Raw genomic sequence first — 18,129 nt, 5'->3', positions numbered from 1 at the left:
CCGCGGCCGGAGGCCCGAGCCTCAGGCGTGGTCCGGCTTCCCGTCCCCGTACAGCCAGTCGTCCCAGACCTTCCGGAGCTGCCCGCGCCTGGCGGGCCCCGCCGCGTGCTCGACATAGGCGGTGAAGTCGGCTGTGTCGGCGTTGCCGTACCTGTGGTCCCCGGGCCAGCTCCTGAGCAGCGCGAAGAACGCCTTGTCGCCCATGGTCTGCCGGACCTTGTGCAGCACCATCGCGCCCCGCTCGTACACCGGGCTGTCGGAGATGTGCGCCGCGCTGGAGGGGCGGGCCGGCGGAAACGCCCAGATGCCGTCGGAGCCGTCGCTGCCGCTGTAGAGGTCGTCGAAGGTCTTCTGCGCGCTGTCGCCGCCGTGCTGCTCGTCCCACAGCCACTCCGCGTACGTCGCGAAGCCCTCGTTGAGCCACATGTCCTGCCACGACTTCGGCGTCACCGAGTCGCCGTACCACTCGTGCGACAGCTCGTGGACGAAGGTGTGCAGCGACGGCGTGCCCGGGAAGACAGGACGGGTCTGGGTCTCCAGCGCGTAGCCGGCGTCGCCCTTGCGGTCGATGATCGCGCCGGTCGACGAGAAGGGGTACGGGCCGAAGACGCGCTGCTCCCACTCCATGACCTCGGGAAGCCGCCCGAGGACCTTCTGCGCCGTGCCGGACTGGTCCGGGTCGACCGCCGTGAAGACGTGCAGGCCCTTGGTGTCGTACGTCTTCGTCTCGAAGTCGCCGATCGCGACGGTGGCGAGGTAGTCGGCCATCGGCCGGCCCTCGTGCCAGGAGAAGGTGGTGTGTCCTCCCTGGGTCTTCCGGCGCCGCAACTCACCGTTGGAGACGGCCTCCAGACCCTTCGGGACGGTGACCGTGATGTCATAGGTGGCCTTGTCGCTCGGGTGGTGGTTGCCCGGGTACCAGGCCATCGACCCGGTCGGCTCGCCGAGGCCGAGGGCGCCGTCCTCGGTCGGCAGCCAGCCCTCCTTGGAGGTGTCCGGGTCGGTGATGGTCTGCGGGGTCCCGGAGTAGCGGACGGTCGTACGGAACGTCCTGTCCTTGCGGATGTCGTCGTGCGGCCGGATCGTGAGCTCCTGCCCGGCACGGCTGAACCGGGCCGGGGTGCCGTCGACCGTCACCGATCGGACGGTGAGCCCCTTCAGATCGAGGTTGAAGGCGCTGAGAGCCTGGGTGGACCGGGCGGTGATGTCGGCCGTGCCGGTGAGGTGCCGGTTCCCGGGCTCGTAGTCCAGGTCCAGCGCGTAGTGCGCGACGTCGTAACCGCCGTTGCCCATCCGCGGGAAGTACGGGTCGTGCACCCCGGACGCTCCGGGGGTGCCCCGCACTCCGCCGCTGAGCGCCGCGCAGGCGGCGAGGGCCAGCACGAGTCCGGCGGAGGCGTACGTCATCCGCTTGGGGAGGGGTCGGTCCACGGGCGCGATCCTATGCGAGCCATGTCCGTTTGATGACAGGAGTTTGTGTAATTGCGCCAGAGCGTGACCGACTTTACGACAGAGAGCGAGCATCTTTACCTCAATATGGACCGCCCATGGGGCCGCCCCGGGCCTCCCACGGTGGCCGCCCCGGCCGTCCACGGAGGCCGCCCCGGCGTGACACCATCACCTACGTGCTCGACATCGGCTACGCCCTCTCCAACCGCTTCCCGGACCCACCGCAGACCGACTACCGGCGCGCCGACGTGCACGCCCTGCGTCACGACCTGTTCTGCGGCGATGTGTACCTCGCGGACACCGAGGCGGACCGGGAACTGTCCACAGCCTGGGGATGGGTGCCGGTGCTGGACTTCGCATGGGCACTGTGCGACATCGCCGAACGGCTCGACCGGGACCCGAAGGGCAGCCGCGCATCCCGACCCCAGCACGCCGAGCTCGACTTCACCGAGTCGACCGACCGCATGCTCTTCGAACGCCGCTTCGGCTGGGTCGACATCGAGGCCGACTGGATGCCCGGCGACGAGCCCCCGCTGACGTTCTCGCACGGCGAGCTGCGCCGGGAGGCCCGCGACTTCCTGCACGATCTGCTCGCCGACCTCACCGACCTGCACGACGAACTCGGCGAGAACCCGGCGGTCTGGACGCTCCAGGCGCGCTTCCCGCGGGTGTAGGCACCACCGCCGCGGACGGCAGGGCTGCTCCCGAAGCCCTGACACGCGGATGCGACACGCCCCGATCCATGCTGTTCTGACCATGTGACCATCACCCGGAAAGGTGATCCGCCCGGTGTGGTCGAAGGGACTCGGGACCCCCACCGGTGGTGGGCCCTCGTGGTCATCGCCCTGGCACAGCTGATGGTGGTCCTCGACGCGACCATCGTGAACATCGCCCTCCCCTCCGCCCAGCGCGACCTCGGCATGTCCGACGCCAACCGGCAGTGGGTGATCACCGCCTACACCGTCGCCTTCGGCGGCCTGCTCCTGCTCGGCGGCCGTGTCGCCGACCGCGTGGGCCGTCGGCGCACCTTCGTCGTCGGCCTCATCGGCTTCGCCGCCGCATCGGGCATCGGCGGCGCCGCCGCCTCACCCGGCATGCTCTTCGGCGCCCGCGCCCTCCAGGGCGCCTTCGCCGCCCTGCTCGCCCCCTCCGCGCTGTCCCTGCTCACCACGTCCTTCACCGACCCCGGGGAACGCGGCAAGGCCTTCGGCGTCTACGGCGCCCTCGCGGGCGGCGGCAGCGCCATCGGACTGATCGTCGGCGGGGTGCTCACCGAATACCTCACCTGGCGATGGTGCCTGTACGTCAACATCCCCGTCGCCGTGATCGCCGTCGCCGGCGCCCTCACCCTGCTCCGGGACCGCCCCGGCAACGCCGAGTCACGGCTCGACGTGCCCGGCGTCCTGCTCGGCTGCGGCGGCCTCGTCTGCGTCGTCTACGGCGTCAGCGAGGCCGAGTCCCACGGCTGGAGCAGCCCGTTGGTGCTGACCCTCCTCAGCGGCGGCACCGCGCTCCTCGTCGGGTTCGTCGAGTGGCAGAACCACGCCCGGCACCCCCTGCTGCCGCCGCACATCATCCGCGACCGCACCCGCGCCGGATGCTTCCTGACCATGGCGCTCGCCACCATCGGGCTGTTCGGGCTGTTCCTCTTCATGACGTACTACCTCCAGGTCGTCCTCGGCTACTCGCCGCTGAAGACCGGACTCGCCTTCCTGCCCATGACCGCCGCGATCGTCACCGGCTCGACCCAGGTGTCCGCCCGGCTCATCTCCCGGGTCCCGCCCCGCGCCCTGATGGTCCCGGGGATGCTCCTCGCCGCCTGCGGACTCCTCGTGCTGACGACGCTCACCCCCGGCAGCTCCTACGCCGGGCACGTCCTGCCCGCCGAACTCCTCCTCGGGCTCGGCATGGGCCTCACCTTCATGCCGGTCATGGCCACCGCCACCGCGGGCGTCGCCGCCCGGGACTCCGGGGTCACCTCCGCGACGGTCAACACCTCGCAGCAGGTCGGTGGCTCCATCGGCACGGCGCTGCTCAACACCATCGCCACGTCCAGCGCCGCCGCCTACGTCGCCGCCCGCCTCGCCGACCCTGCGCGGCGCGCACAGGTCACCAAGGCGGGCATCGTCCACGGCTACACCGTCGCCATCTGGGTGGCCGTGGCGATCATGCTGCTCGGTGCCCTCGTCGCCGGACTGATGGTCAGTGCCGACCCGCGACGCGGTCCGCCAGCTGCGCCAGCCGCGAGTCCCGCGTCGTCGGACGCGACAGCTCGTGCCGGTCCGCCGTCCGGTACGTCGCGTACATCCCGTGCACGCCCAGCCAGCGCAGCGGCTCCGGCTCCCACTTCCGGACCCGGTGATTCACCCACGGCAGGGCCGTCAGCCCGGAGGGGCCCGCCTGACCCGAATCCTGCTGCACCAGATCCCGCAGCGTCCGGGCCGCCAGATTGGCCGTGGCAACCCCCGAGCCCACATAGCCGCCCGCCCAGCCGAGGCCCGTCGCACGGTCCAGTGTGACCGTGGCGCACCAGTCGCGCGGCACCCCCAGCACACCCGACCAGGCGTGATCGATCCGCACCCCGGCCAGCGTCGGGAAGAACCGCACCAGGATCGCCCGCAGCGCCTCCACGGTCTCCGGCTGCGTACTGCCGTCGTTGTCGGTGCGCGATCCGAAGCGGTACGGAACGCCGCGGCCGCCCAGCGCGATGCGGCCGTCGGCGGTGCGCTGCGCGTACATGTACGCGTGCGCCATGTCGCCGAGGGTCTCGCGCCCCTCCCAGCCGATCGACTCCCACAACGCGTCCGGCAGCGGCTCGGTCGCGATCATCGACGAGTTCATCGGCAGCCAGGTCCGGCGCTGTCCCTTCAGCGACGCCGTGAACCCCTCCGTGCAGCGCAGCACGTACGGCGCCCGGACCGTCCCGTACGGCGTGACCGCGTGCTTCGGCCTGATCTCCGTCACCGGCGTCGACTCGTGGATCGTGACGCCCAGCGCCTCGACGGCGTCGGCGAGCCCCTTCACCAGCTTCACCGGGTGCAGCCGCGCCCCGTGCGGCGTCCAGGTCGAGCCGACGGCACCGGCGACACGTATCCGCTCGGCCGTCTCCCGGGCGCCGTACAGCTCCCGGTCCTTCTCCCCGTAGGAGAGCTCCGTGGTGTGGAACGACTTCAGCCGTGCCAGCTGCGCGGGCGTGTAGGCGACCTCCAGCACCCCGCCCTGGTGGACGTCGGCCTCGATCACCTCCTCGGCCGCGACCCGCACGACCTCGTCGACGGTGTCGTTCATCGCCTGCTGGAGGCGTATCGCGGCGTCGCGCCCATGGAGCCTGGCGTACCGGTCGCGGCCCGCGATGCCGTTGTAGAGCCAGCCGCCGTTGCGGCCCGAGGCCCCGTAGCCGCAGAACTTCTGCTCCAGGACGGTGATCCGCAGGAAGGGCGCGGCCTTCTTCAGGTAGTACGCGGTCCACAGCCCCGTGTACCCGCCGCCGACGATCACCACGTCCGCGCTCGCGTCACCGGGAAGCGGCTCACGCGGCGCCGGAAGGCCGTCGTCCGTGTACCAGAAGGAGATTCCGCCGTTGATCGTGCTGCTCATGGGGCGGACGTTACTGCTCGGAGGGGGGTTCCGGGCAGGGGGAAGGGCGCGACGAAATCCGTGTTTTTCTCGACGCCAGGGGCCGGCACGCCAGGCCGATGAGGACCGCGGTGAGATGGCCGAGACCGGTGAAAGTGGGGTCCCGGACCAGCGGCGCACCGTAGACGGCCAGCACGGCGACGAGATACGCGTACCGCCACGGCGAAGCGATCCGGTACGTCAGCACGCCCATCACTCCGGCCAGCGCATAACTCACCCCGACGTCGAGGGTGTTCACCGCCGACAGCGGCGCCAGCCCGTGACCGATGGCCCACAGCAGGGCGCCCTCGCTGATCAGCGTCGCCAGGACGTGCGCGGCACAGGCGACGGCCAGCCAGCGCGCCGTCCCCAGCCAGTGCTCGGCCGGGGCGTGGAAGACCGTGTAGAGAACGGCGTACGGAAGCCAGTGGCTGCCGTCGATCCAGAAGGCACTGGCGATGAGCACCCGGACCGGGTTCTGCGACAGCTCGTGCAGGTTGGTGGACCGCTGCCGCAGGAAATCCTCCTCGAACTGCGGCGACATGTGGTGCAGGGCGACGGTGGTGACGAACAGGACCACGAGCCAGACGTAGGTACCGGGGGCCGCGCGGACGTACGCGACGGTGCGGCGGCCCGCGGTACGCAGGGCGCGGCGCACGGGCGACACCCGCGGGACGGCGCCGCCGGAGGCGCCGTCCCGCGGCCGGACGATGCGGTGTGGTTCGCTGCGCATGTCCCGATTAAACGCGGCTCCCCACGACCGGCACGGTGATCGACATTCCGGGACGAGCCACGCACGGTCCGATGGTCCCTCGCACCGCCGCACGGGTCCGGGCCCCGGCCGGCCCCCGCGCAGGTGCAGCCGGGTGACGGGTGGAGCAGCCGCCGTCCGCGGCCTAGCGTCGAAGGAAAGCCCCCACCTCCGCCCGCAGGGAGGGTGATCATGGACATCAAGGGTTCGGCGGCCCTCGTCACGGGAGCCAACCGCGGCATCGGACTGGCCTTCGCCCGGGCGCTGCTCGCGCACGGCGCCGCCAAGGTCTACGCCGGTGTCCGGGACCCGGGGACCGTCCGGGACACCGGGCTCGTTCCGCTGCGACTGGACGTCACCGACGAGGAGCAGGTCACCGCGGCCGCGCGTGCCGCCGACGACGTCAGCATCGTCATCAACAACGCCGGGGTCGCCGGTGGCCCGTCCCTCCTCGAGGGGTCGTTCGACGGTGCCAGGCGCGAGATGGAGGTCAACTACTTCGGCACCTGGGCCGTCTCGCGTGCGTTCGCTCCCGTACTGGCCGCCAACGGCGGCGGAGCGCTGGTCACCATGCTGTCCGTGGCGTCGTGGGTCGCCAACAGGCGGCTCCCGAGTTACGCGGCCTCCAAGTCCGCCCAGTGGTCGCTGACGAACGCCTTCCGGCTGGCGCTGCGGGAGCAGGGCACCCTGGTGGTCGGCGTGCACGCCGGCTATGTCGACACCGACCTGGCGGCGGACATCGACTCCCCGAAGATCCTGGCGTCCGACGTGGCCGAGAAGACGATGACGGCGCTGCTCCACGACGAACCGGAGGTGCTGGCCGACGAGACCACCCGGTATGTGCGCGCCGCGCTCTCGGGTGAACTGGAGGCGCTGTACGCCGGTCGGTGACCGCAGCCCCCGCCCCCCCGGCGCCGCGTATGCCGCCGGCCGTCCCCGCGTGCGGCCTGCCGCGGAAGGTCGGGGCGCGGCGGACGACGAGCCCCGGCGCGCCCGCCCTGCGCTCCGCCGGCCGGGCGCGCGCGTGCACCCGACAGGATCGGGCACAGGATGTCGGGTCCGGCACCCCTGCGCTGCCTAGCGTGGTGATCGCAAAGAGGAAGGGGACGGGGAGTGCTGGACAGGCTGAACCAGGCCATGGAGCACGTCGAGCGGCACCTCGACCAGCCCGTCGACGTGGCTGAACTGGCTCGCATCGCGGCCACCTCGGAGTACCACCTGCGCCGGATGTTCTCGGCACTCGCAGGCATGCCCTTGTCGGAGTACATCCGGCGTCGGCGGCTCACGTTCGCGGGCGCGGAAGTGCTCGCGGGACGTGACACTCTGCTGGAGATCGCGGTGCGCTACGGCTACGGCTCGGGGGAGGCGTTCGCGCGGGCGTTCCGCGCCATGCACGGCGTCGGGCCCGGCGAGGCCAGACGCACCGGCGCCGCGCTCAGCTCCCAGCCCCGGATGGCCTTCCGCCTCATCATCGAAGGGAGCAGCAGTATGCGTCACCGCATAGCGAACCGGCCGGACTTCACCGTCGTCGGTCTCAAGACCCGGGTCCCCTTGGTGCATTCCGGGATGAACCAGGCGATCATGGACTTCGTCCGCGGGATCGACCCGCAGATCTCGGGGCGCCTGGAGAAGCTGCCGGACCAGGAGCCGCAGGGCATCGTCTCGGTCTGCGACGACCTGGACCCGAGCCGTGCCGAGGGTACGGAACTCGACTACTACCACGCCGTGATCACCTCGGCGGTCGCCCCCGAGGGCATGGAGACCCTGGCCGTTCCGGCCGGCACGTGGGCGGTGTTCACCACCAGCGGGCCGGCGCCGCAGGCCATCCAGGAGCTGTGGCGGGACGTGTACACCGAGTGGTTCCCGTCGAACCCGTACCGCAGCCGACCCGGCCCCGAGATCCTGCGCACCCGGCTGTCGCCGGACGGGACCGAGGCCGACGCCGAGCTGTGGCTGCCGGTGGAGCAGGAGCACAGCTGAGCCGATCGTCGAGCTCAAGGTCCACGAGAGACAGGTGACGGGCCCGACCGGAGCGGGGAACCGGTCGGGCCCGTCGCGGTCCTGCGCACACAAACGGCCCCGGACGCTTCGTCCGGGGCCGAACAGGACGCCCCTGGAGAGAAACCCCAGGTCGGCGCGGTGCACCAAGAGCCCCCTGTCGGATTCGAACCGACGACCTTCGCTTTACAAGAGCGGCGCTCTGACCAGCTGAGCTAAGGAGGCGTTGCCCGTGCAGTGTACCCATCCCCGGGACGGTGCTCGTCGAAAATTTCGTCGAAGTTCACAGGGCAGTGGGTACTGACAGAGCCGCTGAACGGCAGGTAGCGTCCTGACCCAGTTCACTCCCGTGGATTAGTCCACGGGTACCGGGCCACCGCGGAGCCTCGCGGTGGCCGACCACCTTTACAACGGATCGTCCGGCACGTTCCTGCCGGTGAAGGGGGCCCTTCAGCATGGCCACTGTCACGTTCGACAAGGCAACCCGGATCTACCCGGGTTCCGAGAAGCCCGCCGTCGACGGCCTGGACATCGAGATCGAGGACGGCGAGTTCCTCGTACTCGTCGGCCCGTCCGGCTGCGGCAAGTCCACCTCGCTCCGCATGCTCGCGGGACTCGAGGACGTCAACGCCGGCGCCATCCGCATCGGTGACCGCGACGTCACGCATCTGCCGCCCAAGGACCGGGACATCGCGATGGTGTTCCAGAACTACGCGCTCTACCCGCACATGACGGTCGCCGACAACATGGGCTTCGCGCTCAAGATCGCCGGCGTGCCGAAGGCGGAGATCCGGCAGAAGGTCGAGGACGCCGCGAAGATCCTCGACCTCACCGAGTACCTGGGGCGCAAGCCGAAGGCCCTCTCCGGAGGCCAGCGGCAGCGCGTCGCGATGGGCCGCGCCATCGTGCGCGAGCCGCAGGTGTTCCTGATGGACGAGCCGCTGTCGAACCTCGACGCCAAGCTCAGGGTCAGCACCCGTACGCAGATCGCCGGTCTGCAGCGCCGCCTCGGCATCACCACGGTGTACGTCACCCACGACCAGGTCGAGGCCATGACGATGGGCGACCGGGTCGCCGTGCTGAAGGACGGCCTCCTCCAGCAGGTCGACTCGCCGCGGAACATGTACGACCGCCCCGCGAACCTCTTCGTGGCCGGGTTCATCGGCTCCCCCGCCATGAACCTCGTCGAGGTGCCGATCACCGACGGCGGTGTGAAGTTCGGCAACTCCGTGGTGCCGGTGAACCGCGAGGCGCTGGCCGCCGCGGCCGACCGGGGCGACCGCACCGTCACGGTCGGCGTCCGCCCCGAGCACTTCGACGTGGTGGAGCTCGGCGGCGCCGCGGCCAAGACCCTCACCAAGGACGCCGACGACGCCCCGGCCGGCCTCGCCGTACGTGTGAACGTCGTCGAGGAGCTCGGCGCCGACGGTTACGTCTACGGCACCGCCGAGGTCGGCGGCCAGCAGAAGGACCTCGTCGTCCGCGTGGGCGGCCGCCAGGTCCCGGAGAAGGGTTCCGAGCTCCACGTGGTGCCGCGTCCGGGCGAGATCCATGTGTTCTCGACGTCGACGGGCGAGCGCCTGAGCGACTGACGCACGGCACGCACGCGTCGTACGGCACCCGCATTCCGCAGGCGCCGGAAGGGAGCCCCGCACCCCGGTGCGGGGCTCCCGTACGTTGTCGATAAATACCCCTGCATACCGGGCATTTCACTCACCACCCGCACCCTCGACGTCAACACACGTAAAGAAAAACCTCAGCGGCTGTCGCTCATCAGGGTGACCAAATGTCGCCAAATCATTACCGCCCGCTACTCTCACTCGGGTGACGCACTCGACGCACTCCAAGAAGCCGGCGGAGCGGCGTGGCACCGCGCCCCGACCCGGCGCCGCCCGCCGTATCGGCCGCACTCTCGCTCTCGTCCTGCCCGTCGTCCTGGTCCTGTCCGGGACGCTCGCGGTGACCAGCGTCAACTGGTCGGGTCACGCGACGGATTCGATCCTCACGGCCTCCGCGCAGAACGTCTCCACGAAGGCCAGGTCGCGCGCGCCCCAGGACGTCCTGCGCGACAAGCTCCTGCTGGAGCTCCAGGAGAAGAACCCCGGCACCGCGCTGACGCACCTTCAGCAAGCCGTGAACGGCAAGCCGTCGCTCGCCCGGCACTGCATGTCGATCGCGCGTGCGCTGGGCCAGGCCGCCGTCCGCAAGTACGGCCCGATCCGCGCCCAGTCCTACGCCCGCCCGGTGTGCGACACGTCCTTCGCCTCGGGCGTCGCCGACCAGCACCGCGGCTGACCGGCCACGGGGCGCACGGGCGGCTCCTGCCATCGGCTCTTACCGTCGGCACGTACAGTGCCGACATGACCGATCCGCTTGCCCACGCGCGCCCCACCCAAGCCGTCGTCCTGGCCGGCGGCCAGGGTTCGCGCCTGCGCCCCTATACCGACGACCGGCCCAAGCCGATGGTCGAGATCCCGGGAACCGGGACCCCGATCATCGGCCATCAGCTTGCCTGGCTCGCCGAGGAAGGCGTGACGGACGCCGTCGTCTCGTGCGGCCATCTCGCCGAGGTGCTCCAGAAGTGGCTGGAGTCCGCGGACCTTCCCCTGCGCGTCACGACGGTGGTCGAGAAGGAGCCGCTGGGCCGGGGTGGCGGCCTCAAGTTCGCTGCGGCCCATCTGCCGCACCCCGATGAGGCCTGGTACGCCACGAACGGCGACATCTGGACCCGTTTCTCGCTCCGCGAGATGGCCGCGTTCCACGCGGAGCGGGAGGCGACGGCGACACTGGCGCTGGCCCGGCCGCGGATTCCGTGGGGCGCCGTCGAGACGGACCGCTTCGGCCACATCACCGACTTCGTCGAGGCGCCGCCGTCTCCGTATCTGATCAACGCGGGCGTCTACGTCTTCTCGGCCGCCTTCACCGCGATGCTTCCGGACCGCGGCGACCATGAGCGCACGACGTTCCCGCGGCTCGCACGCGCCAAGCGGCTCGCGGGCTTTCCGATCCCGCAGGGCGCGTACTGGCGCGCCATCGACACGGCGAAGGACCTGACCGAGGCCGCGAAGGAGTTGGAGGCGCTCCGGCGATAGAGCCGAGGCGCTCCAGCTCACGGCTTTCCGGCTCGCGGCCTTCCCGGTTCGGCACCTTCCGGCTCACGGCTTCCCGGCTCACGGCCTTCCCGGTCCGGCACCTTCCGGCTCACGGCTTCCCGGCCTCCGCGCCTCCGACTGCCCGGCCGGGCCTCTCGTGACCCGCTGGCGCGACGACGGGCCGGCCTCGCCGCACACGAGCCGTGCCGGCCTCAGCCCCTGCACGCCACGTGCCCGGCACCGGGGGCTCCGGTGCCGGGCACGCGCGGACGAGGTGCCGTGGGGCGGGGGGTCAGCCGAGCAGGCCGCCCACCAGACCGTTCGAGTCGCCGTTTCCGCCGCTTCCGCTGCCGCTGCCGGAACCGCCCGTGGCGCTCCCCCCGCCGGTGCCGCCGCTGGCGGCGGCACCACCCGGGGAACTGGTGCCGCCCGCGGCGGGCCCGGATGTGGTGGACGGGGCCTGCGGGGCCGCCGAGTGCTGCGGGACGCCCTGCCCGGCCCCCTGGGTCGGCTGCCCGGCGCTGACACTGCCCGTCGCACGGGAGGCACCGGGGGTGTCGGCGGACCGGGACGGGCCGGCCGAACCGCTCTGCCCCTGCGTGGGCGTACCGGACGCGGACGGCCCGCTGGTGCTGCCGGAGTGCCGCCGGCCGGGCTCCTGCGGGAGCGGTGAGCCGGGAATCTCGTTGCGCGGGGCCTCGCCGGGGCCGGGCACGGTCACCCGGTCGGCGTCGCGCACGGCGCCGCCGAGGAGCGAGCCCACCAGGAGGGTCACGCCGACGGCGATCGCGGAGACGATGGTGCCGCGCCGCAGCACACGCCGCCGCAGCTCCCACAGTTCGGCGCGCGGGCCCAGGGTGCGCCAGGCCTCCGACGCGAGGCGTCCGTCGACGGAGTAGACGGGGGCGCCCGCGATGATCAGGGGCGACCAGGCGGCGAGGTAGATGATGTCGGGCGCGTCGTACGCCGGGAGCGTCCGCCAGCTGACCGTGACGATCAGCGCGGCGGAGAGCAGCGCCCCGATCACGGCCGCGACCCGCTGCCACAGTCCGAGGACCGTGAGCACGCCGACGATGACCTGGAGGAAGGCGACGCTCAGCCCGGCGCCGACGGGGTGCTGGAGCGCGAACTCCCGCAGCGGTTCGGCAAGGGCCCAAGGGTGCAGCGAGTGCAGCCACTTGACCATGGAGCCGCGCTCGCCGCCGTCGAAGTAGACGGGGTCGCAGAGCTTGCCCATGCCGGCGTAGATGGAGATGAAACCGAGGAAGACCCGCAGCGGGAGCAGCACGACCCCGAGGTTCATCCGGCGGCCCGGGTAGTAGGCGTGGCGCACGGGGTCGTTCCCGTGCCGCCGGACGCGCACGCTGTCGAGGTCGTACGCGTCCTCGTCACCGGGGCCGCCGGGCCCGAACTCGTCGTCGTAGGACGCGTCCCCGTAGGAGCCGTCGTCGTACGGGAGGTTGTACGGCGCCTCCTCGAAGGCGCTGCCCGCGGTGCGCAGTTGCTGCGGCAGGATCGGGGTCCGCCGGGTCTCGGTCACACCGGGCGTCCCGACGGTGGCGTCCTCGTCGAAGCCGATGCGGGGGATGACCTGCGTGGCGGCACCGCGGCTCACCGGCGCGCCGTCACCCGCGTGGCGCACGCCGGTGTTCCGCACGGCCTGGAGCAGTCCGCTCGCACCCGGGTCTCCCGGCGCGGACCTGCCGCTCCAGACGACGGGTGCGCGTCGGCGCGCGCCGACGACGGGGATGCGCGCGGTGTCCTGGGCCGAGCCCAAGTGCCGTGCGATACGCGGGGACCGCGCCTGCCGCTCGGTGGGGAGCTGCACGCGGAAGCTCGCGTGATTGACGATGACCTGCGCCGGATCGCACGGCACCTTCACCATGCTCAGCGCGGGAGCGTCGTCGAATCCCGACGAGCGGTCCCCCGTGGGTGTGCGGGGTGTTCTGGTGTCCACACTCATCTAACCGAGTGACGAGAGGTTAGGACACTGCTTGACCGAGGAGAAATGTCCGGACCGCGTCAAACGATCAGCTACGGGCGCGGACGGCCCCGTTCAGCTCCGGCGGCGAGCCGCTTCGTACAGCACCACACCCGCGGCGACACCGGCGTTCAGGGACTCCGCGCCACCCGGCATCGGAATCCGCACCCGGAAGTCGCAGGTCTCCCCGACGAGCCGGGAGAGTCCCTTGCCCTCGCTGCCGACCACGATCACCACGGGGCCCCCGAGGGCTTCGAGCTCACCGAGCTCGACCTCGCCGTCGGCGGCGAGCCCGACCACGACGATCCCGGCCTTCTTGTACGCCTCGAGCGCCCGCGTCAGATTGGTCGCCCGCGCCACGGGCGTACGGGCGGCGGTCCCGGCGGAGGTCTTCCACGCACCCGCGGTCATCCCGGCGGCCCGACGCTCGGGCACGACGACACCGTGCCCGCCGAACGCGGAGACGGACCGCACCACGGCACCGAGGTTCCGCGGGTCGGTGACCCCGTCCAGAGCCACGATCAGCGGGTCCTCGCCGTCGTCGTACGCGGCGCTCGCCAGGTCCTCGGGGTGCGCGTACTCGTACGGCGGCACCTGGAGCACGAGGCCCTGGTGGTTGAGCCCGTTCGTCATACGGTCGAGCTCGGGCCGCGGCGCCTCCATGAGGTTGATGCCGCCGCGCTCGGCCGCGAGCTGGAGCGCCTCACGGACGCGCTCGTCGTTGTCGATGAACTGCTGGACGTAGAGCGTGGAGGCGGGTACGCCCTCGCGCAGGGCCTCGACGACGGGGTTGCGCCCGACGACGAGCTCGGACGCGGACCTGCCGCCCCGGCCCTTGGGCGCCGCCTGACGCCCGGTCGCGCGGCGCACCTTGGCCTGCGCGGCACGCTGCTTGGCGTGGCCCTTGCGCATCTCGGCGGGCGGCGTGGGGCCCTTGCCCTCCAGCCCGCGGCGTCGCTGGCCGCCACTGCCGACCTGCGCGCCCTTCTTGCCGGACATGCGACGGTTGTGAGCGGCCATGACCTACCTGTCTTCGTGAAGCGTTGTCTGTGTGTACGTCTATGAAGTGTGCCGCCCGGACGGCCGGGCGGCACCTCTGCCGTCGGCTAGCGCGGTCCGAGGGACCAGCGGGGCCCCTGCGGGCCGTCCTCGATGGCCAGTCCGGACTGGTTGAGCTGGTCGCGGATGGCGTCCGCCGTGGCCCAGTCCTTGCGGGTGCGGGCGGCCTCGCGCTGGTCCAGCACCATCCGCACCAGCGAGTCGACGACGCCGTGCAGGTCATCGCCGCGGTCGCCCTCGCCCGCCCACTGCGGGTCGAGCGGGTCGAGGCCCAGGACGCCGAGCATGGCGCGGACCTCGGCGAGCCGCGCGACGGCCGCCTCCTTGTCGTCGGCGGCGAGGGCGGAGTTGCCCTGGCGGACCGTGGTGTGCACGACGGCGAGCGCCTGGGGCACCCCGAGGTCGTCGTCCATGGCCTCGGCGAACGCGGGCGGAACCTCGTCGGCGGGCTCGACGCCGCCGCCCGCCTTCTCCACCACGCGCTGGACGAAGCCTTCGATCCGCGCGAACGCGGACTCGGCCTCGCGCAGGGCGTCCTCGCTGTACTCGATGGTCGAGCGGTAGTGCGGGGTGCCCAGGTAGTAGCGGAGCACGATGGGCCGCCACCGCTGGACCATCTCGCTCACGAGCACCGAGTTGCCGAGCGACTTCGACATCTTCTCGCCGCTCATGGTGACCCAGGAGTTGTGCAGCCAGTAACGGGCGAACTCGTCGCCGTAGCCCTTGGCCTGGGCGATCTCGTTCTCGTGGTGGGGGAAGATCAGGTCGATGCCGCCGCCGTGGATGTCGAACTCCCGGCCCAGGTACTTGTGGGCCATGGCGGAGCACTCCAGGTGCCAGCCGGGGCGGCCGCGTCCCCACGGCGTCTCCCAGCTCGGCTCGCCCGGCTTGGCGGCCTTCCACATGGCGAAGTCGCGCTGGTCGCGCTTGCCGGTCTCGCCCTCGCCCTCGGGCTGGCGCAGCTCGTCCAGGTCCTGGTTGGACAGCTTCAGGTACTCCGGGAAGGAGCGCACGTCGAAGTAGACGTTGCCGTCGGCCTCGTAGGCGTGGCCCCGCTCGATGAGACCGCGCATCATCTCGACCATCTCGGTCACGTGCCCGGTGGCACGCGGCTCGTAGGTGGGCGGCAGGCAGCCGAGCGCGGCGTAGCCGTCGTTGAACGCGCGCTCGTTCTCGTAACCGATGGCCCACCACGGCCGGTTCTGCTCACCGGCCTTTTTGATGATCTTGTCGTCGATGTCGGTGACGTTCCGCACGAACGTGACGTCGTACCCCCGGTACGTGAACCAGCGGCGCAGGATGTCGAAGTTGAGGTTCGAGCGGACGTGGCCGATGTGCGGTGCGGCCTGCACGGTGGCACCACACAGGTAGATCGAGACGCAACCCGGCTGGAGCGGGGTGAAGTCACGGATCTGCCGGGCGCTGGTGTCGTACAGGCGAATAGTCACCACTCCAGAGTAGTGGCCCGCGGACAGTGCCCTGCGACCCTCGGGGCCGCGGGCACCGATTCGTGACGTTCGCGGAGGTTCAGAGCCGGCCGACGAGCTTCTGCGGTGTGACCCTCACGATCACGCGCTGGGAGTCCGCGGCGGAGTCCGGGTTGAACTCCGCGTACTTCTTGCCGGTGTACTTCATCGACAGCTCGTCGATCAGTCCGTCGGCACCCTGCGTGGTGATCTCGGCGGTGCCGCGGATCTCCGCGTACGTGTACGGGTCGTCCGCGGGCTGGACGACGACGCTCACCCGCGGGTCACGCTGGATGTTCTTCTCCTTGCGGCGGCCGACGGTCGTGGAGAACAGCACGTCGTTGCCGTCCCGCTTCACCCACACGGGCGAGGTCTGGGGGCTGCCGTCGGGCTGGATGGTGGCCACGACGATGAACACGGGACTGTCGAGGAGCTGCTTCAGCTTTTCGGACAGTTCGACGGACATGGCGCGCTCCCTGGGCGTGGGGTGGATGACGGCTGTACGCGTACCCGTCACGGCCACCCCGCCAACAGCTCCCACCCCATTCGGCCCCAGACCTGGCGGGACCTGGCCGGGGGCCTGCACCGGACCTGGCCGGGGGCCTGCACCGGCGTACGGCGCCGCCTGCTCGTCTTCCCCGGACCACCCGGCACCGAGCCGCCGCCATGCCTCGCCTCGTCGTGCGCCGGGCGCGTTCCGGTCTGCGGCGCTTGGGTGGGTGCGCCGCCTGCGTGTGGTGGGTCTCGCCGCGTTCCGGCCTGCGGCGCTCGGGCGGGTGCGCCGTCTGTGCGTGGTGGGTCGGGTGCGTGGGCGGCCTGCGGTGCTTGGGCGGTGCGCCTCGCCTCGTGGTGGGTCGGGTGCGCGCCGGGACCTCCGTCCTCGGACCGGCGCGCCTCCGTCACACGGACGGCAACCCGGCACTTGCGCGCCGGCCACTGCGGGCGGAGGTCCCGCCACGCCCCCTCCCGCCGGACGGCGGCTGTCCCGCCGTGGCGGGTGCGGTGATGAGGGGTCGCTCCTCGCTGTGGGCAGTCGTTCCTCCCCCAGTTCCTCAAGGGCCTGGGCGGTACCCCCAGGGGCGATGGGGGTCCCCCCTGCTCAAGCGCAGTCGAGAGCTTGGGGGAGGGTGGGCACAGCCCCGGTGCCGGGCACCGGGCGGGAGGCTTGAGGAGGGGGCTGGTGGAGGCGCCCCCGCCAGGTCAGGGCGTTCGGACCACCAGAGCCGTGGCGATCGCCGCCAGCCCCTCCGCCCGTCCCGTCAGCCCGAGGCCGTCGGTCGTCGTGCCGGAGACCGACACCGGGGCCCCGACCGCCGCGCTCAACGCCTTCTGCGCCTCGTCGCGCCGCTTGCCGACCTTGGGGCGCACCCCGATGACCTGGACGGACACATTGCCGATCTCGAAGCCCGCAGCGCGCACGATGCGGGCGGCCTCGGCGAGGAGGGTGACGCCGGAGGCGCCGGACCACTCGGGCCGTGACGTCCCGAAGTGCGCGCCGAGGTCACCGATCCCGGCGGCCGAGAACAGTGCGTCGCAGGCCGCGTGCGCGGCGACGTCCCCGTCGGAGTGCCCGGCGAGCCCGTACTCCTCGTCAGGCCACAGCAGCCCCGCGCACCACAGCTCACGCCCCTTCTCGAAGGCGTGGACATCGGTCCCCACACCGACCTGCGGCAGGACGGCGCCGCCCGTCGGCGGCCTGGACCCGGAGGCGTCAGAAGCCATCGTTCGCCCTCCTGCGCGCCAGTACGGCCTCGGCGAGGACGAGGTCGAGCGGCCGGGTGACCTTGAAGGCCTCCTCGTGGCCGGGCACGACCACGACCTGGAGGCCGAGCCGCTCGATCATGCTCGCGTCGTCGGTGACGTCGTCGGTGACGGTCCCGTGCGCCCGCACGAGGGTCTCCCGGTCGAAGCCCTGCGGCGTCTGCACCGCACGCAGCACGGCCCGGTCGGGCGTGGCGACGACGGGCTCGGGCTCGCCGGCCGGGCGGGGCTCGACCTGCTTGACGGTGTCGGCGAGGGGCAGCGCGGGAACGACGGCGGGGGCCCCGGCACGGACGGTCTCGACGACCAGGTCGACGGTGTCGACGGGCACCAGCGGCCGGGCCGCGTCGTGCACGAGGACGACGTCGACGGCGTCACCGGGCGGCAGCGCGTCGAGGCCGAGCCTGACGGACTCCTGGCGGGTGTCGCCGCCGGGCACCACGAGGTAGTCGGTGCGCTCGGGCAGCGAGTGGGCGTCGAGGAGCGCCTTGACCTCGGCCGCGCCGTCGGGCGGGGCCACCACCACGACGAGGGAGACCGCGCGGGACGCGGCGAGCGCCCGCACGGCGTGGATCAGCATGGGCGTGCCGCCCAACGCACGGAGCGCCTTGGGGGCGCCCGGACCGAGGCGCACGCCCCGTCCGGCGGCGGGGATCACGGCCGCGACGGCCGTTCCCCCTGCTCGTGCGGGTCCCCCAGCGGGGACCGGGCGCGAATCGTCAGACATCGCTTCCGTTCAGGTTTGTGTGCTCGGCCGACATGGGTATGGCCTGGGAGGTACCCCCTGCACGGGGAGCTGGGGGAGTGCCGGGCGCGACGCCTCGACCGGACCCTTCCGTGACAGTCGGTCGAGTCAGCCGCCCGGACCCGGCACGGCAGGGGTTCCAGGGTCTGTGCCATTGGGTCTGTGAGGAGTTCTGCAACATTCAGAACTCTGACACCAAAAAGGCGTACGAA

15 protein-coding genes, 1 tRNA gene and 1 pseudogene are annotated in these 18,129 nt (G+C 71.8%); 7 read left to right on the top strand and 10 right to left on the bottom strand.

What is annotated here, in order from left to right:
* Positions 1-21 precede the first annotated feature (21 nt).
* The gene (locus tag ACWCP6_RS06395; RefSeq protein ID WP_450931574.1) at positions 22-1,407 is read right to left on the bottom strand and encodes a M1 family metallopeptidase; all 1,386 of its coding nucleotides are present in this window, start codon (positions 1,405-1,407) and stop codon (positions 22-24) included.
* Positions 1,408-1,625: 218 nt separating this feature from the next.
* On the opposite strand from ACWCP6_RS06395, the gene ACWCP6_RS06390 reads away from it, so the two are divergent.
* Positions 1,626-2,123, top strand: coding sequence for a hypothetical protein (locus ACWCP6_RS06390; protein ID WP_450931211.1), 498 nt, complete (start codon positions 1,626-1,628; stop codon positions 2,121-2,123).
* Between the two features lie 84 nt (positions 2,124-2,207).
* A pseudogene (locus ACWCP6_RS06385) lies at positions 2,208-3,698 on the top strand (MFS transporter); the annotation flags it as partial.
* Here ACWCP6_RS06385 and ACWCP6_RS06380 read toward each other — a convergent pair.
* Both ACWCP6_RS06380 and ACWCP6_RS06375 read right to left on the bottom strand, forming a co-directional pair.
* Positions 3,652-5,046, bottom strand: a complete 1,395-nt coding sequence (locus tag ACWCP6_RS06380; RefSeq protein ID WP_450931210.1) for an NAD(P)/FAD-dependent oxidoreductase — start codon at positions 5,044-5,046, stop codon at positions 3,652-3,654. The pseudogene ACWCP6_RS06385 and the gene ACWCP6_RS06380 sit on opposite strands and share 47 nt — an antisense overlap.
* A gap of 10 nt (positions 5,047-5,056) precedes the next feature.
* Positions 5,057-5,797, bottom strand: a complete 741-nt coding sequence (locus tag ACWCP6_RS06375) for a rhomboid-like protein (RefSeq protein ID WP_450931209.1) — start codon at positions 5,795-5,797, stop codon at positions 5,057-5,059.
* 210 nt (positions 5,798-6,007) lie between these two features.
* Between ACWCP6_RS06375 and ACWCP6_RS06370 the strand changes: the two genes are divergently transcribed.
* Positions 6,008-6,706 (top strand): SDR family oxidoreductase, encoded by a 699-nt coding sequence (locus tag ACWCP6_RS06370; protein WP_450931208.1) that lies wholly within the window; start codon positions 6,008-6,010, stop codon positions 6,704-6,706.
* A 222-nt stretch (positions 6,707-6,928) separates the two neighbouring features.
* Positions 6,929-7,795 carry an AraC family transcriptional regulator gene (locus ACWCP6_RS06365; RefSeq protein ID WP_450931207.1) on the top strand — a complete coding sequence of 289 codons (867 nt, stop codon included), beginning with the start codon at positions 6,929-6,931 and terminating at the stop codon, positions 7,793-7,795.
* Between the two features lie 169 nt (positions 7,796-7,964).
* Here ACWCP6_RS06365 and ACWCP6_RS06360 read toward each other — a convergent pair.
* Positions 7,965-8,038, bottom strand: a tRNA-Thr gene (locus tag ACWCP6_RS06360).
* 230 nt (positions 8,039-8,268) lie between these two features.
* Between ACWCP6_RS06360 and ACWCP6_RS06355 the strand changes: the two genes are divergently transcribed.
* The 3 genes from ACWCP6_RS06355 to ACWCP6_RS06345 all read left to right on the top strand — a co-directional run bounded on the left by ACWCP6_RS06355 (position 8,269) and on the right by ACWCP6_RS06345 (position 10,905).
* Positions 8,269-9,405 (top strand): ABC transporter ATP-binding protein, encoded by a 1,137-nt coding sequence (locus ACWCP6_RS06355; protein WP_450931206.1) that lies wholly within the window; start codon positions 8,269-8,271, stop codon positions 9,403-9,405.
* A gap of 232 nt (positions 9,406-9,637) precedes the next feature.
* Entirely contained in the window at positions 9,638-10,108 is a 471-nt protein-coding gene (locus ACWCP6_RS06350) for a hypothetical protein (protein WP_450931205.1), read from the top strand.
* A 65-nt stretch (positions 10,109-10,173) separates the two neighbouring features.
* On the top strand, positions 10,174-10,905 hold the full coding sequence (locus ACWCP6_RS06345; RefSeq protein WP_450931204.1) for a nucleotidyltransferase family protein: 732 nt from the start codon (positions 10,174-10,176) through the stop codon (positions 10,903-10,905).
* Positions 10,906-11,197: 292 nt separating this feature from the next.
* Here ACWCP6_RS06345 and ACWCP6_RS06340 read toward each other — a convergent pair whose 3' ends face one another.
* From ACWCP6_RS06340 to ispD, 6 genes are all read right to left on the bottom strand, one after another.
* Positions 11,198-12,868 carry a DoxX family membrane protein gene (locus ACWCP6_RS06340; RefSeq protein WP_450931203.1) on the bottom strand — a complete coding sequence of 557 codons (1,671 nt, stop codon included), beginning with the start codon at positions 12,866-12,868 and terminating at the stop codon, positions 11,198-11,200.
* Positions 12,869-12,961: 93 nt separating this feature from the next.
* Positions 12,962-13,906: a 23S rRNA (guanosine(2251)-2'-O)-methyltransferase RlmB gene (gene rlmB, locus ACWCP6_RS06335; protein ID WP_450931202.1), complete on the bottom strand. Its 945-nt coding sequence runs from the start codon at positions 13,904-13,906 to the stop codon at positions 12,962-12,964.
* A gap of 86 nt (positions 13,907-13,992) precedes the next feature.
* Positions 13,993-15,393 carry a cysteine--tRNA ligase gene (gene cysS / locus ACWCP6_RS06330; RefSeq protein ID WP_450931201.1) on the bottom strand — a complete coding sequence of 467 codons (1,401 nt, stop codon included), beginning with the start codon at positions 15,391-15,393 and terminating at the stop codon, positions 13,993-13,995.
* A 79-nt stretch (positions 15,394-15,472) separates the two neighbouring features.
* The gene (locus tag ACWCP6_RS06325; RefSeq protein ID WP_450931200.1) at positions 15,473-15,877 is read right to left on the bottom strand and encodes a PPOX class F420-dependent oxidoreductase; all 405 of its coding nucleotides are present in this window, start codon (positions 15,875-15,877) and stop codon (positions 15,473-15,475) included.
* A 734-nt stretch (positions 15,878-16,611) separates the two neighbouring features.
* Positions 16,612-17,133, bottom strand: a complete 522-nt coding sequence (ispF, locus tag ACWCP6_RS06320) for a 2-C-methyl-D-erythritol 2,4-cyclodiphosphate synthase (RefSeq protein WP_450931199.1) — start codon at positions 17,131-17,133, stop codon at positions 16,612-16,614.
* The gene (gene ispD, locus ACWCP6_RS06315; RefSeq protein ID WP_450931198.1) at positions 17,123-17,899 is read right to left on the bottom strand and encodes a 2-C-methyl-D-erythritol 4-phosphate cytidylyltransferase; all 777 of its coding nucleotides are present in this window, start codon (positions 17,897-17,899) and stop codon (positions 17,123-17,125) included. Before ispD ends, ispF begins: the two co-directional genes overlap by 11 nt.
* Positions 17,900-18,129 lie beyond the last annotated feature (230 nt).

It is taken from the genome of Streptomyces sp. NPDC002004, from assembly GCF_053593975.1.
The sequence above is the reverse complement of the archived record's forward strand: the minus strand, read 5'-3'. Positions and strand labels throughout refer to the sequence as shown.

What these genes read in the sequence shown, in the direction of transcription:
- ACWCP6_RS06325 (WP_450931200.1), bottom strand. Translation starts at nt 15,877, where the DNA reads ATGTCCGTCGAACTGTCCGAAAAGCTGAAGCAGCTCCTCGACAGTCCC.
- ACWCP6_RS06375 (WP_450931209.1), bottom strand. Translation starts at nt 5,797, where the DNA reads ATGCGCAGCGAACCACACCGCATCGTCCGGCCGCGGGACGGCGCCTCC.
- ACWCP6_RS06345 (WP_450931204.1), top strand. Translation starts at nt 10,174, where the DNA reads ATGACCGATCCGCTTGCCCACGCGCGCCCCACCCAAGCCGTCGTCCTG.
- ispF (WP_450931199.1), bottom strand. Translation starts at nt 17,133, where the DNA reads ATGGCTTCTGACGCCTCCGGGTCCAGGCCGCCGACGGGCGGCGCCGTC.
- ACWCP6_RS06395 (WP_450931574.1), bottom strand. Translation starts at nt 1,407, where the DNA reads ATGACGTACGCCTCCGCCGGACTCGTGCTGGCCCTCGCCGCCTGCGCG.
- ACWCP6_RS06380 (WP_450931210.1), bottom strand. Translation starts at nt 5,046, where the DNA reads ATGAGCAGCACGATCAACGGCGGAATCTCCTTCTGGTACACGGACGAC.
- ACWCP6_RS06355 (WP_450931206.1), top strand. Translation starts at nt 8,269, where the DNA reads ATGGCCACTGTCACGTTCGACAAGGCAACCCGGATCTACCCGGGTTCC.
- ACWCP6_RS06370 (WP_450931208.1), top strand. Translation starts at nt 6,008, where the DNA reads ATGGACATCAAGGGTTCGGCGGCCCTCGTCACGGGAGCCAACCGCGGC.
- rlmB (WP_450931202.1), bottom strand. Translation starts at nt 13,906, where the DNA reads ATGGCCGCTCACAACCGTCGCATGTCCGGCAAGAAGGGCGCGCAGGTC.
- ACWCP6_RS06340 (WP_450931203.1), bottom strand. Translation starts at nt 12,868, where the DNA reads ATGAGTGTGGACACCAGAACACCCCGCACACCCACGGGGGACCGCTCG.
- ispD (WP_450931198.1), bottom strand. Translation starts at nt 17,899, where the DNA reads ATGTCTGACGATTCGCGCCCGGTCCCCGCTGGGGGACCCGCACGAGCA.